The organism is Nocardia sp. NPDC058658, from assembly GCF_042716665.1.
In the GTDB taxonomy this organism is placed as follows: Bacteria; Actinomycetota; Actinomycetes; order Mycobacteriales; family Mycobacteriaceae; genus Nocardia.
This window is the reverse complement of the sequence record NZ_JBHXRR010000002.1, coordinates 382,873-396,675: the sequence shown is the minus strand read 5'-3', so window position 1 is coordinate 396,675 and position 13,803 is coordinate 382,873. Positions and strand designations below refer to the sequence as shown.

Here is a 13,803-nt window from a genome sequence, read left to right as displayed (position 1 = left end):
CCGCTGACCCGGTCACTCCGGGGCGGTGGGCTCGTGTGGCGCGCGATCGCGCTCACTAGACCTCCATCAATTCGTCCTGACGCCGCAGCGGCGAATACCGGCGCAGCAGGGTGGTGACGTCGGCTTCGGCGTCGGCATCGAGCAGGTCGCGCGCGCTCATCCACTCGTCGTCGAACACGGTGTCGAGGTACTTCTCGCCACCATCACACACGATGGTCACCACGGTGGACCCGGCCGGGAACTCCTCGAGCCGGGCCAAGGCATTGTGCACCGAACCGCCCGCCGAACCGCCGATCAGCAGCCCGTGTGTTTTGGCGACGGCGCGGGCGGTGGCGAAGGCATCCACATCGCTGACCTTCACGCCCTCGTCGAGCAGCGCGTAGTCGACGGCGGTGCCGATGGTCGCGCCGGGCGGGGTGCCCGTGCCCGACTGCCAGTACGGTCCGCCCTCGCCGCCGAACGCGATGGACCCGACCGGCTCGACGCCGATCACCCGGGCGGGCAGACCGAGATCGCGCAGGCGGGTGGCGGTGCCGAACAGGGAGCCGCCGGTACCGACCGCCGAGAGCAGGATGTCGACCCGGTCCACCTCGGCCAGCAACTCCTCGGCGACGGCGTAGTAGCCGACGGCGTTGGCGTCGTTGTTGTGCTGTTCGGTGAAGTACGCGTCGTCGCGGGCGGCGGCCATCGCCTCGGCGAGGTCCTCGCGTGCCGAGGTGGCCAGTTCGTCGCTGTCGTCGTCGGCGACGAACACCAGGTCGGTGCCCATGGCTCGCATCGCGCGCAGTTTGTCCTTACAGGCGTGGTTGTCGACCACGGCGGTGAATCGATAGCCGCGTTCGGCCGCGACCACCGCCAAGCCGAGTCCGGTGTTCCCGGACGTCGACTCGATGATATGCCCGCCATCGCGCAGCAAACCCCGCCGCTCCGCGTCGAGCACCATCGACCGGGCCATTCTGATCTTGGCGGCGCCGGTGGGATTGAACTGTTCGAGCTTGAGCAGCAGCCGGGTCCCGGTGTCGGTGACGGCGAGTTCGAACAGGGGGGTGCGGCCGATCAGGTCCGTCACGCGCGTGACGAGAGCCATGGGGTGTTCCTCCATCGGATTTGTCGAGCTCGGATCAGCGGGCGGTGTGGTCGAGACTCCAGCGCAGCCGGTCGGCGTCTGCGCGCAGCACCACCTTCGGCGGGAGCGGGAGTTCGTGGAACGTGGACTCGTTGGAATCCATCTGGTACCCGGCGGTGTTCGGGTAGACGAGCAGGTCGCCGGTTCGCGCGCGGCGGGGTAGTGGGATCCGCCGTCTGCTCAGCAGGTCGGACTCCAGGCAGGTGGTGGCGCCGACGCAGGTGGGGGTGAGGTGGCCGGTGGTGTGCGGCCACAGCACGGGATCGGGGAGGTATTCGCTGTCGAACCACTGTTCGGACAGGCTGAGGCTGGTGCCGTCGACGGTGAGAATGTCGTACGGGTTGCCCTGTGCAATACGTGTTTTCACACCTTGGACGCGGAAGACGGAGCTACCGGCACGGTCCAGGAGGGCCCGGCCAGGCTCGACCGCGAGTCGTATTCCGTTGTCGCGCAACAGTTCGGCGAGATTGTTGTGCGCGAGAATCGCGTCGAGCATCGCCGCGCCCGGAACCGGGAAGTGGTAGGGGTAGTAGTCGCCGGGCGGGCTCGCGTGAAACCAGTTGTCGCTGAGCGCATTCCGGAACTCGTCCCATGCCGAAGCATCGAGATAGTCGACGCCGAAGCCGCCGCCGATCGAGATCGTGTCCGCCGGATGGCCGTTGGCCCGTGCGCGCCTGCAGTGTCCGAGCAACGCCGCCGCCTGTTCGGAGCGAGCGGCGGCGTCATAGCCGGACAGATGAAAACTGAAGCCCGACAGAGTGATCGGTGCCTTCACGGCTTGGATCGCCTGCTCGAGTTCCATCGGATCTAGCCCGAATCGGCTGGTCGAACCTTCGGGCAGCACCCTCAACAGCACGCGCACCGGCAGATCGAGCGCGGCCAGCCGTTCGAGTTCATCGAGCGCGTCGATCGCGATCAGCGCCCGCTGCCGAGCCGCCAACCACAGCAACTCATCGGACTTCGCGGGCCCGGTCACCATCAGATCCTCGCCACGCACCCCTTGCGCCATGGCCGCGACCAACTCGCCGGTACTGGCGACGTCAACGCCCGCACCGTTCTCAGCACACGCCCGAACCACACACGCCGCCTTGTTCGCCTTCTTCCCGAAGTACACGAACCCGTCGACGTCCGCCGCGGCGAACACCTGCTGAAAAGCCTTGATATTCAGCGCAACCCGCTCAGGAAACAGCACATGAAACGGCCCGCCGACAGCGTCGGCGATATCTGCGAGAAAGACCGGATCGGCGAGCAGGCGCTGCTCGATTGCCTCGGTATACGCGGGCATCGGGGGCGCGCAATGCCACGGACGCTCGGGCGCCGACGCGGACCGAACCGGGGGTGACGCTCCTGGCTCCGGCTCCGACGTGCGTGGCCCGCCGCAGTCGCGCGGCTCGGTGCTGACTTCGCGCGAATCGGGGTGTGTCGGAGCCGGGCGGTACGCGGGCACCCTGCGCTCGGCAGCTCCGGGAGTTCCGGCGGCTTCCGCCCATCCCGTGCCCGGGACCGTGTCATGCGGAGCGAGATCGGCCCCGTCGCCGACTAGTCCCACAGCGGCACCTCGGTACCCCGGCCCTCGGCGATCGCCCTGGCCGCCAGCGCGTGCGCAACCGCGATATCGGTGAGAACCAGCCCACTGTTATAGACGAAGATCTTCTCGTCCTCGGTGCGGCGGCCAACGGCACTGTGCGTAAGTACCTGCGGCAGTTCGGCGTCCACCGATCGCAGCGTCCCGTCGGGCCCGACCATGTCGGTGCCGGTCAGCGCCATCTGCGCGGCGCTGGTGGCCACCACTCGATCGGCCTCGACCAGCGTCGACGGCGCCAACCCGTAGCCGACAAGCACCGCCACCGAACCCGGTGCCAGATGCGAGGATTCGAGTGCGACCTCGGTGCCTGGTCCGGCCGTGGCGAGGACCACATCGGCGGTCGCCGCGGCGGCGTACGGATCGTCGACCACATCCAGCAGCGCGTGTGGTGTTGCGTCGGCCAGGTGCGAATGCACGGCGGCCAGCCCCTCGGGATGCGTGCCGTACACCATCAACTTGCGCAACTGCGGATTCGCGGCGAGCAAGTGCGGCAACGCATTACGTCCCTGTGTACCGGTACCGATCAGCAGCACACTCTCCGCCCCGCGCCGCACCGTCTCGCGCACCAGCAGTGCCGACACCGCGGGCGTACGCAACGCCCCGACCCGCGCGCAGTCCATCATCGCGATCGGCGCACCGGTGGTGTCGTCGTAGAGCGTGATGGTCGTGTAGTACCGCTTGGTGCTGCGGTCGTGGCCGGGATCGAACTTGTAGGAGGTCTTCATCGCCACCACGCGTCGTCGTCCGTCGCGGCCGAGCATGGCGTAGGACACCGACGAGCCGCCCGGATCCGCGACGCTCAGCTTGCGCGGATTGTCGGATTCGCCTGCCGCGAAGGCGAGGTAGGCCTCCTCGACCGCGCGCACCACTTCGGCGGGCGTGATCGGCACGTCGGCCAGGTCGCTGCGGGAGAGTACGCGCAGCCCGATGCCGCGGTCACGGTTGTTCAACGGATCCTCGTTCATCTGTCATGCCCCGCTCTGCTGTCCGATCAGCGGCCGCCCGGAACGGCGCGACCACCTGCTGGCCATACCCATTCTCGGACGACTCCTGCGCGCGCCGACGGCGTTCGGGCAGCCGGATGTTGACGCGTTTGAGCCAGCGGTCGGTGCCGTCGTAGCGCGCACGGAACGGCACGCGCCCGTGTACGGCGACATCGTTGTCCACCAGCAGGATCTCGCCGGGGGCCAGCGCGGGGGCGTGACTGACCCTGGCGAGTTCGGCGGTGAGCCGGGCGTAGGCGGCACGGAAGACCGCGTCCGCGTCATCGAGTGGGGTGTAGGCGGGGTCGTAACGTGCTGTGGCAGCGCCATTTTCGTCGAGCCACAGGGTCGGCAGCGGTGCGAGCTGATCGAATCCGGTGCCGTAGGAGACGTCGGGCAGGATCGGCAGTGTCGGTGTGGTGAGTGTGTGTACCTCGTCGGCGGACAGGCGCACCTGGCGCACCGAGGAGACCGTGGTGGCGATCCGGTCGGGGTTGCGCAGGCAGGTCAGCATCAGCAGGTTGGCGCGTTGGGCGTGGAAGGCGTCCTCGGTGTGTGGGCTCAGCAGGATGGAACTGCTCGCGCCCGACTGTTCGTTCTCGTGGCCCGCGGCGGGCACGATGTTGTTGACCAGTCGGCCGCCCTGTTGCCCCTGCCAGCCGAACGGTTCGCCCACGCAGCGAGCGAGCAGCAACATCGCGATATCGAGGTCGAGCGAGCCGCGGTGCGCGTGCTCGGCGGCGGCCTGCCAGTCGGGCGGCGTCGGGCCGAAATCGGCGTCGTCGACGGGCAGTCCGCGGACCACGGTCGCGCCGGCGGCGGTGGCGGGTGGACAGACGGCGTGCCGCACGCTGTCGGGCACTTCGGCGACGCGGTCGGTGATCTGGGCGATCAGCGTCGGATCGTGCAGGGTAGTCGTGTGTGGTGTGTCACCTAATCGACGGCGGATGTCTGTCGCGAGCGATCGAAGCGCAGCAGCGGCTCCGGGATCGAGCTCGCGATATTCTATGTCGTGCTGGTGAAGCGTAATACGTTCGGAGAGAACGCTTTTCACCGGTTTCCCTTCTTCGCATCAGTCGAACTCGGGTGATCTACAGGCTCGATGTGCGAAGGTAGTGCCTGGCATCTGATTAGGCAAGACTTACCTAACAACTCGGCCGGGAAATAGCCGATTCGTATAACGTAGCTTTCTACCCGCGCGGGCGCTGTGAGCGTCGACCGGGGTGTCGCGGGGCGCTGCGGTTCGATGACGGTCGACGTGAAGCTCCCCACCTGAGCATGGTTTTAGGCTAGCCTCGCCTAGGTTTGTGGCGCCGGGAAGGGAATTCGGCGCGCGCGGTTCGAGGAGGAAAACGATGGGTTTCACTCGCAGGCAGCTCTTCCGGTCCGGCGTCGGCGTCACCGCACTACTACTGGCGGCCGGGTGCACCAGCGATGATCGCTCCGGCACCACGCAACGCGGTGGCACACTCCGCGTCGGCGCGCTCGGCACCGCCGCCCGCAGCGAACGCGATCCGCACGCCAACCTCAGCAACGACAGCGATTTCCTCATCGCCTCGCTCGTCTACGACGCACTCACCGTCCCCGGCGCCGACCCGACCGTCGCCCCGCGCCTGGCCTCGAAGTGGGAGCCGAGCACCGACAATCGCCGCTGGACCTTCACCATCGCCGACGGCGCGACCTTCCACAATGGCGCGCCGGTCACCGCCGACGACATGGTGTGGTCGATGCGGCGCCTGCGTTCGGTCGGTGGCGCGTCGAAGATGCCGGTGGCCGAGAACGACATCGTCGCCGACGGCCCGAACCGCGTCGTGTTCACCGTGCCAGAGCCCAATACCCAACTGCCACTGCTGCTTCGGCTGATGACCTTCACCGTCCCGAAGGACACCACCGACTTCGCCGCCGCGATCGGCACCGGCCCGTTCAAGCTCGAGTCCTACCAGGGCGGCAACGCCAGACTGGTGCGCAACGAACAGTGGCACGGCACACCGCCGCTGCTCGACGCCATCGAGGTGACGATGTTCGACAGCGTCACCGCGCTGGGCAACGCGGCACTCGGCGGACAGATCGACCTCGCCTCCAACGTGGGCGCGATCGCCGGACGCACCGCCGCCGGACGCGGTGACCTGCAGGTGATCCGGCGCGCCGACGACACCATGCTCGGCGTGGCCATGCGCGTCGCCGACGGCCCGTTCGCCGATGCCAGGGTGCGTTCGGCGCTGCGCCTCGGCGTCGACCGGACAGCGCTGGTCAACCAGGTGCACTCCGGCTACGGCACCGTCGCCGCTGACGTGCTCGGCACCGCCGACCCGCTCTACGACACCTCACTGCGCCGCGAGCGCGACGTCGAGCGCGCGAAAACCCTGCTGCGCGAAGCCAATTTCGACACCGGCCGCAGCTACCCGTTCGTCACCAAAGCTGAGGTGCCCGGCGAGGTCGAATCGGCGAAGGTGATCGCCACCCAGCTCGCCGAGATCGGCGTGCGCCTCGATGTGCAGGTGGTGGAATCGGCCGCGTTCTACGACCAGACCTGGCTCAACGCACCGCTCTACACGGTGTCGTGGGGAACCAACGACTCGGTGCTGTTCCTGGCCGACAAGCTGATGACGTCGGGCTCCAACCGCAACGAAACCGCCTTCCGCGACACCGAATTCGACGCGGCCGACGCCAAGGCCCTCGCCACTTCCGGCGACGAATACGAGCGGGCCGTACGCGAACTGCAGCGCATCGAATTCGAGCGTGGCGGTTATCTGGTGTGGGGTATGGCCGACGGTGTCGACATCGCGGCCTCGACGGTGCGTGATCTGCCGACGCTAGGTGGGTTCGCGCGGGTGCAGCTGGAACGCGCCTGGCTGGCGTGACATGAAAACCTTTGCCCTGCCGATGTTCCGGCGGATCGCGCTGCTGTTGTCGTTGCTGGCCATCGTGTTCGTCGCGGTGGACCTGCTACCGGGGAACGCGGCCCGTTCGGCGCTCGGCAGGGAGGCGGATCCAGCCGCACTGGCGGCCAAGGAGCGCGAGCTGGGCCTGGACCGCGCATTGCCGGTGCGGTTCCTCGACTGGATCGCCGGGGTGTTCACCGGAGACTTCGGGCAGACCGCGCGGGGCAATTCGATCGGCGCGCTGCTGGCCGACAAGTTCCCGCAAACCCTGCTGCTCGGCGGGATCGCATTGCTGCTGACCGTTGCGTTGTCACTGGGACTCGGGTGCTGGTGGGCAATGCGGCCGACCGCCACGGTGTCGCGAATGTTGCAGCCGGTCAGCACTATTGCGGTAGCCGTGCCCGAATTCGTCGGTGGCACCTTGCTGATCCTGGTGTTCTCCCTCGCCACCGGATGGCTGCCCGCCGTCACCATTACGGGGCGTTCCGGGTTTCCGCTCGGGCCTGAGATGTTGGTACTTCCGGTGCTCGCGTTGGCGATTCCGCAGATCGGCTGGAATGCGCGCGTCGTGCGCTCGGCGCTGCTCGATGTGTCCGCGGCACCGCATGTGGAAAGCGCCGTGCTGGAAGGACTTCCGTCGCGGACGATCCTGCTCAGGCACATGCTGCCCTTCGCCGCACCGACCATCGTCGCCGGCTACGCCACCTCGGTCGGCATGCTCTTCGGTGGCGCACTGGTGGTCGAAACCCTCTTCAACTATCCGGGCATCGGCGCAGTACTCGCCGGATCCGTCGCCGACCGCGACGCCACCATGGTCGCCGCGGTGGTAGCCCTGACCGCGATCGTGATCATGGCGCTCCTCGCAATCGCCGACATAGTCCGAGCCTGCGCCTCACGAAGCGCGCGATGACTCCACCCACGCCCCCGAACGAGGCGCACCCCCGACGAGCGCAGCGGGATTCCCCGGCCGCAAATCAAGATCAGCATGCCCTGGTGCAGTTGTCCTCTCGGCCGATGCTCGCAGGAAAGCATGGTGATCGCATGTCCAGGTGGGCGGCGGCGTGGTGGTACTCGGTGGCGGGCGGGGTGGGGGTTGTTGTGTTGCTTGCGGTGGTGGGGCCGCTGCTGGCGCCCTATCCTTCGGACGCGGCGGTGGGGATGCCGTTTGCGGGGCCGGGTGGGGGAGCGGTGCTCGGGACCGATCGGTTGGGTCGGGATGTGCTCAGTCATCTGCTCACCGGGGGTACTCAGCTGTTGGTGGTCGCCGCGGTGATCGCGGTGGCGGTGACGGTGTTGTCGGCCGTTCTCGGCGCTGTCGCGGCCGTGCGCCCGCGCGCCGGTAGGGCCATCGAACTCTGCGGTGACCTGGTCATCCTGCTGCCCGCGGTGCTCGGCATCCTGCTCGTGCTCACCGCGTGGCCACAGGGTGGCGTCACCGCGCTGATCGCGGTGTCGCTGATCTTCGGTGTTCCCTACTGCGCCAGAATCTTCGCCGCCTCCGCCGCGACCATCGCCGCTTCCGGTTACGTCGAAGCGGCCGTCGCCAGCGGAGAATCCCTGTCCCACCTGATCTTCCGCGAAATCCTGCCCAACCTCCGCGCCGTCTTCACCACTCAACTCGGCTTGCGTTTCGTAGTCGCCATCTACCTCGTCAGCACCATCGCCTTCCTCGGCGTCTCGGCCCTCGGCCCCGACAACTGGGCGATCATGGTCCGCGACAACGCCTCGGGACTCCTGCTGAATCCCTGGGCGGTCCTCGCGCCGAGCGCTGCCATCGCGATCGTCGCGGTCGGGGTGAATCTGGTGGTGACCAGGAGCCCCAGGAACCGGTCGGCCCCGAAAGCATCGTCCAACACTGCCGACGCGACCGTTGCGGTGGCAGAGACGGACGGAAGCACGCGTCGCGCTGAGAGCGCCGGAGGTGGACGAGTCAGCGCTGGCAGGGAGGTCGCGAGGGCGGTTCGTGGTGTCGATGGTGCGGGGGAGTTGCGGCGTGCGGTCGGCGACGCTGTTCGTGGTGGCGATGGCGCGGGGGAGTTGCGGCGTGCGGTAGGCGACTCGGGGGCTGCTCGTGGTGTCGAAAGTGCGAGGGCAGTGCAGAGCGCGGGTGCTGGGTGGCGAGGTGGGACACCGGTCGCAGAATCGGGCGACGCGGCGCTCGTGGACGGGCTGACGGTTGTTGCTGACAGCGGGGCGGTATTGGTGGCGCCGTTGTCATTTCGGTTGAAGACGGGCACGGTTACAGCGCTCACCGGGGCGTCGGGCGCGGGCAAGTCGACGGCTATGCGTGCGCTGCTGGGGCATCTGCCTGCCGGTGCTCGTGGGGAGGGCACCGTCCTGGTCGAAGGGCGTGCGGTGTTCGCGCTCGATGCCGGCGCGCTGCGCAAGTTCCGCCGTGAACACATCGCCTATGTCGGCCAGGATCCCGGCTCCGAACTCAACCCGCTGCTCCGTGTCAGGGCGGTCCTGGCCGAAGCGGCCCCGCGCAGCTCCGACGCCGACCGCCTCGCGGTCCTCGGACAGGTAGGCCTCGACCCCACGCACCTCCGCCGCCGCTGCGCCCGACTCTCCGGCGGCCAGCAACGCCGAGTGGCCCTGGCCCGAGCCATCCTTCGCCACCCCCGACTCCTCGTCCTCGACGAACCCCTGGCCGGCCTCCACGGCAGCCTGCGCACCGAGATCGCCCAGCTGATCTCCACTCTCGCCACCGAGAACTCCACCACCGTCCTGCTCTCCGGCCACGACACCGAGGCGATCAACGCCATCGCCGACACCGTGATCGAAGTTCATCCGCCCGGTGAACGGCCGTCCAGCGGCCAACGGGATGCGGCACTGGCAGGTCGCAATGGTGACTCGGGCCATCGGTCGCCGAATTCCGAGCCCGCCACGGCAGCATCGCCGATCAACGATTCGCCGAATACCCACGAGATGATTGCCTTGCGGGCCAACGGAATCGACGCTGACGCAGGCGGGCACCGGGTACTCGACGGCATCGGTTTCCGCCTGCCCGCAGGTGTCGCCCTCGCTGTGGTGGGACCTTCCGGGGCGGGGAAAACCACGCTCGCGCGGGTGATCGCCGGCCTGCACGCTGATGCTGTCGGCTCGCTGGAGGTAGGTGGGGCGCCAGTTCCGGTGGGGCGGAAGCGGCGAATCGAAGTCGGTGCCAACGGGATTCAGCTGGTCACCCAGAACCCTCGCGCGGCGTTGAATCCGCGACGCACCGTCGAACAAACCCTGGCCCGCCCACTGCGCCGCATCGCGCGCGTGCCAAGGCCGGAAATCCCCACCCGCATCGCTGACCTGCTCGCCGCCGTCGACCTCCCCGTCGACCTCGCCACCCGCCACCCGCACGAACTCTCCGGCGGCCAACGTCAACGAGTGGCCCTGGCCCGCGCCCTCGCCGCCGATCCGGCCGTCCTGATCTGCGACGAGATCACCACCGCCCTCGACACCGCCACCGCCACCGCCATCATGTCGCTGCTCGACCGCGTCCGTGCCGACCGGGGCACCGCCGTCATCCTGATCAGTCACGACATGACCTTGGTCCGCGGCCACTGCTCCGACCTGCTGGTCCTCGACCACGGTCGAGTTGTGGAATCCGGTACCCCCACAACAGTTTTCGCTGCCCCCTCCCACCAAGTCACCGCCGACCTCCTCGGCTGACCCCCGAGCGGCTTTCCCATCAGTTTTACCTATGCGGCCGCGATATTTAGGCCCTCCGGTGATGACGGGCTTGCGACTCGCGCCACGCTCCGTCTTTCATCCGCGCCAAGTCCGAGGTCTCGACCGCGCCCAGGTCGAGGTCTCGACCGTCCTGCGGCCCGACCGGTGACCGCGTCGGCACGACGGCGCGCGCTGGGAGTCGGGCCCTTCCTCTCCATCGCGCGGCACGCCCTGTAACGGCCGACACCCCTCGTCCGACTAAATCGGGTTGTCCTCCAAGCGATTTCAGGAGACGTACCCGATGATGTACCCGCCACAGCCCATCGAGACGATGCAGGAGCCCGCCGCGCCACCCCCGATCAGCTCCGCGCGCAAACGGTGGGTGCTGTGGGTCGTACTCGCGGTCGTCATCGTTGTCGGCGCGGCGGCCGGGGTCGCGGGGTACGTGCTCACCCGCCCCGAACCACCGGCAATGTCGGTGGGGGACTGCGTATCCGATGCGGGCATACCCGTCGAGCACGACTGCGCCGACGAGCGTGCGACCTACCGGATCGTCGCCAGGGAATCGGCGCAGTGGCCGTTCGGGCTCGTCTGCATGAAGTACGCGAACGCAACCCGCGCCGTCCACGAACCACCGCCGGAACCCGATGCGGCCCTGTGCCTGTCGCCGACCCGCGCCAACAACACCGATCCCGGCGCCTTGATCGCCGGCGACTGTATCGAGCTGAAGAAGGAAGCGACGAAACGGATTTCGTGCGACGCACCGACCGCCACCACCCTCGAGGTGATCGCCATCGAGATCCACGCGCGAGTCCCCGTCACCGATCAAGCCTGCAAGGCCCACACCGCGACCCGCGACACCACTGCCCTGGTCTCGCTCGGTGGTCGCGCGATCGTCGTGTGCGCCCGCCCCACCGCGAATTCGACCTCGTTGTCGGGCAGTGAAGTCGGTGACTGCGCCACCCAGACGACGATGACCCTGGTCTCCTGCGACCAACCGGGCGTGCGACACCGGGTCCTGTCGGTGCGAACCCAGCACGTCGAGCCTCCGTTGCTGCAGTGCCCGGACGACGGCAATGTCAGCGCGGTGGTCGTCACCAACAGCGCGACAACTGACCTGCGCGTGGTGGTCTGCCTCGGCCCGTCGAACCTCGACCACCTGGGGTACGGGAAACCCGGTGACTGTGTGATCGGCTTCGGCGCCGAGGACGGCCCGCCAGCGACGCTCGTCGATTGCGCCGATCCGGCCGCCGACGCGACGGTGTCCGAAGTGCATCGGGGTGCGGACGCGGAATGCCCACGGCCACCAGGGGCTTCGGGCGCCTTCACCATGAAGCGAGGCACGGGGCCAGGATTGGCGGTTTGCTACGTGCCACTCTGAGAAGTGCCTGTGAGATGTGCACAAATGGCGCTGGATCTGGATGATTGAGCTGGTGACAGTGCAAAAAGTCGGCGTGCTCGCCGCAGTCGCGATCAGCGCCCTTCTCGCGGGGTGCAGTTCGCTCGCGTCGATCCCTGACGACATGCCGCCGGGACCGGGCGTAGCGCTGCCCGTCATCGATGTCGACGCACCGGGTCGCGCGTCCGAGCAGCTACGCGGCTGGGCCGACGAGCAGTCCGGCGCGGTCGGCATCGAACCGATCGCACTCGAGGCCTACGGCTACGCCGCGGCCGTGCTCGCGAAGTCCAGGCCCGAATGCGGGATCGCCTGGACCACCATCGCGGGCATCGCCAGTGTGGAGAGCGGGCACGGCACCCATCGCGGCGCGGGCATCGATGCCGACGGTGTGGTGCGCCCGGCGATCATCGGCGTCGCGCTCGACGGCACCAAGAACAATGCCGACATCCGCGATACCGACGGCGGCGCCCTCGACGGCGACACCACCTACGACCGGGCCGTCGGACCGCTGCAGTTCATCCCCGAAACCTGGAAACGCTGGGGCGTCGACGCCAACGGCGACGGCGTGGCCGACCCGCAGAACATCGACGACGCCGCTCTCACCGCCGCCCGCTACCTGTGCACCCGCGGCGGCGACCTGACCTCGGCAGACGGCTGGCAGCGTGCCCTGTTCGCCTACAACCAGTCGAACAAATACATGCACGTGGTGCGCGATCGGGCCGCGATATACAGCATCGGCCGCAGCGTGTAGTTGCCCACGGCCCGGAGTGCCGGTTACTCCGCACTCCGCCGAGACGATAGGCTCGCCAGTGCACGGCCCTTTCCCGTGATACCTACCGTGCCTTCCGTCGTAAGGAGCAGTTTTCGTGGCCATTATCGAACAGGTCGGAGCTCGCGAGATTCTGGATTCGCGCGGCAATCCCACTGTCGAGGTCGAGATCGCCCTCGACGACGGCACCCTGACCAGGGCAGACGTGCCGTCCGGCGCGTCCACCGGCGAGCACGAGGCCGTCGAGCTGCGTGACGGCGGCGACCGCTACGGCGGCAAGGGCGTCACCAAGGCCGTCGAGGGTGTCCTCGACGAGATCGCGCCCGCCATCATCGGCCTCGACGCCGTCGAGCAGCGCACCGTCGACCAGGTCCTGCTGGATCTGGACGGCACCCCCGACAAGTCCCGCCTCGGCGCGAACGCCCTGCTCGGTGTGTCGCTGGCCGTGGCGCGCGGTGCCGCCGAGTCCTCGGGTCTCGAGCTGTTCCGCTACCTGGGCGGCCCGAACGCCCACGTGCTCCCGGTGCCGATGATGAACATCCTCAACGGTGGCGCGCACGCCGACACCGGTGTGGACGTGCAGGAATTCATGATCGCCCCGATCGGCGCGCCCACCTTCCGCGAGGCACTGCGCTGGGGCACCGAGGTGTACCACACGCTCAAGGCCGTGCTGAAGGAAAAGGGCCTGGCCACCGGGCTCGGTGACGAGGGTGGCTTCGCCCCCGACGTCGCGGGCACCATCGAGGCCCTCGACCTGATCAGCATCGCCATCGAGCGCGCGGGCTACAAGCTGGGCACCGATATCGCGCTGGCTCTCGACGTGGCCGCCACCGAATTCCACACCGAGGGTGAGGGTTACAAGTTCGAGGGCAAGATCCGCACCGCCGAGGAAATGGGCGCGTTCTACGCGGACCTGCTCACCAAGTACCCGCTGGTCTCCATCGAGGACCCGCTCTCGGAAGACGATTGGGACGGCTGGGTCGCCCTGACCGACTTGATCGGCGACAAGGTGCAGCTGGTCGGCGACGACCTGTTCGTCACCAACCCCGAGCGCCTCGAAGAGGGCATCGCCAAGGGTGCGGCCAACGCGCTGCTGGTGAAGGTCAACCAGATCGGCACGCTCACCGAGACCCTCGACGCTGTCGAGCTGGCGCACCGCAACGGGTACAAGACCATGATGTCGCACCGTTCGGGCGAGACCGAGGACACCACCATCGCCGACCTCGCGGTCGCCGTCGGTTCGGGCCAGATCAAGACCGGTGCCCCCGCGCGTTCCGAGCGGGTCGCCAAGTACAACCAGCTGCTGCGCATCGAGGACGCCCTCGGTGATTCGGCACGCTATGCGGGTGACGTGGCCTTCCCGCGTTTCACCGGCGAATTCTGAAAGCAGTACAGG

At 68.2% G+C, this 13,803-nt stretch carries 10 protein-coding genes; 6 read left to right on the top strand and 4 right to left on the bottom strand.

Translation table 11 applies throughout. From position 1 onward, the window contains the following. Positions 1 to 55: 55 nt before the first annotated feature. From ACFWUP_RS07205 to ACFWUP_RS07190, 4 genes are all read right to left on the bottom strand, one after another. Entirely contained in the window at positions 56 to 1,087 is a 1,032-nt protein-coding gene (locus tag ACFWUP_RS07205; RefSeq protein ID WP_379231675.1) for a PLP-dependent cysteine synthase family protein, read from the bottom strand. Between the two features lie 34 nt (positions 1,088 to 1,121). Further along, entirely contained in the window at positions 1,122 to 2,411 is a 1,290-nt protein-coding gene (locus ACFWUP_RS07200; protein WP_379231673.1) for a Y4yA family PLP-dependent enzyme, read from the bottom strand. A gap of 254 nt (positions 2,412 to 2,665) precedes the next feature. Continuing rightward, a complete protein-coding gene (locus tag ACFWUP_RS07195; RefSeq protein WP_379231671.1) occupies positions 2,666 to 3,676 on the bottom strand; it encodes an ornithine cyclodeaminase family protein in 1,011 nt (336 codons plus the stop codon). Beyond that, a complete protein-coding gene (locus ACFWUP_RS07190) occupies positions 3,648 to 4,556 on the bottom strand; it encodes a TauD/TfdA family dioxygenase (RefSeq protein WP_379231669.1) in 909 nt (302 codons plus the stop codon). The genes ACFWUP_RS07195 and ACFWUP_RS07190 overlap by 29 nt, the downstream gene beginning before the upstream one ends. A gap of 493 nt (positions 4,557 to 5,049) precedes the next feature. On the opposite strand from ACFWUP_RS07190, the gene ACFWUP_RS07185 reads away from it, so the two are divergent. The 6 genes from ACFWUP_RS07185 (at position 5,050) to eno (ending at position 13,791) form a co-directional block, all read left to right on the top strand. Further along, positions 5,050 to 6,555 (top strand): ABC transporter substrate-binding protein, encoded by a 1,506-nt coding sequence (locus tag ACFWUP_RS07185; RefSeq protein WP_379231667.1) that lies wholly within the window; start codon positions 5,050 to 5,052, stop codon positions 6,553 to 6,555. A gap of 1 nt (position 6,556) precedes the next feature. After that, positions 6,557 to 7,486 (top strand): ABC transporter permease, encoded by a 930-nt coding sequence (locus tag ACFWUP_RS07180; RefSeq protein ID WP_379231665.1) that lies wholly within the window; start codon positions 6,557 to 6,559, stop codon positions 7,484 to 7,486. A 131-nt stretch (positions 7,487 to 7,617) separates the two neighbouring features. Further along, on the top strand, positions 7,618 to 10,239 hold the full coding sequence (locus ACFWUP_RS07175) for an ATP-binding cassette domain-containing protein (protein ID WP_379231663.1): 2,622 nt from the start codon (positions 7,618 to 7,620) through the stop codon (positions 10,237 to 10,239). Between the two features lie 301 nt (positions 10,240 to 10,540). After that, positions 10,541 to 11,620, top strand: coding sequence for a hypothetical protein (locus tag ACFWUP_RS07170; RefSeq protein ID WP_379231661.1), 1,080 nt, complete (start codon positions 10,541 to 10,543; stop codon positions 11,618 to 11,620). A 40-nt stretch (positions 11,621 to 11,660) separates the two neighbouring features. Next, positions 11,661 to 12,389 carry a lytic transglycosylase domain-containing protein gene (locus tag ACFWUP_RS07165; protein WP_379231659.1) on the top strand — a complete coding sequence of 243 codons (729 nt, stop codon included), beginning with the start codon at positions 11,661 to 11,663 and terminating at the stop codon, positions 12,387 to 12,389. 115 nt (positions 12,390 to 12,504) lie between these two features. Then, positions 12,505 to 13,791, top strand: a complete 1,287-nt coding sequence (gene eno / locus ACFWUP_RS07160) for a phosphopyruvate hydratase (RefSeq protein ID WP_379231657.1) — start codon at positions 12,505 to 12,507, stop codon at positions 13,789 to 13,791. Positions 13,792 to 13,803: the final 12 nt, after the last annotated feature.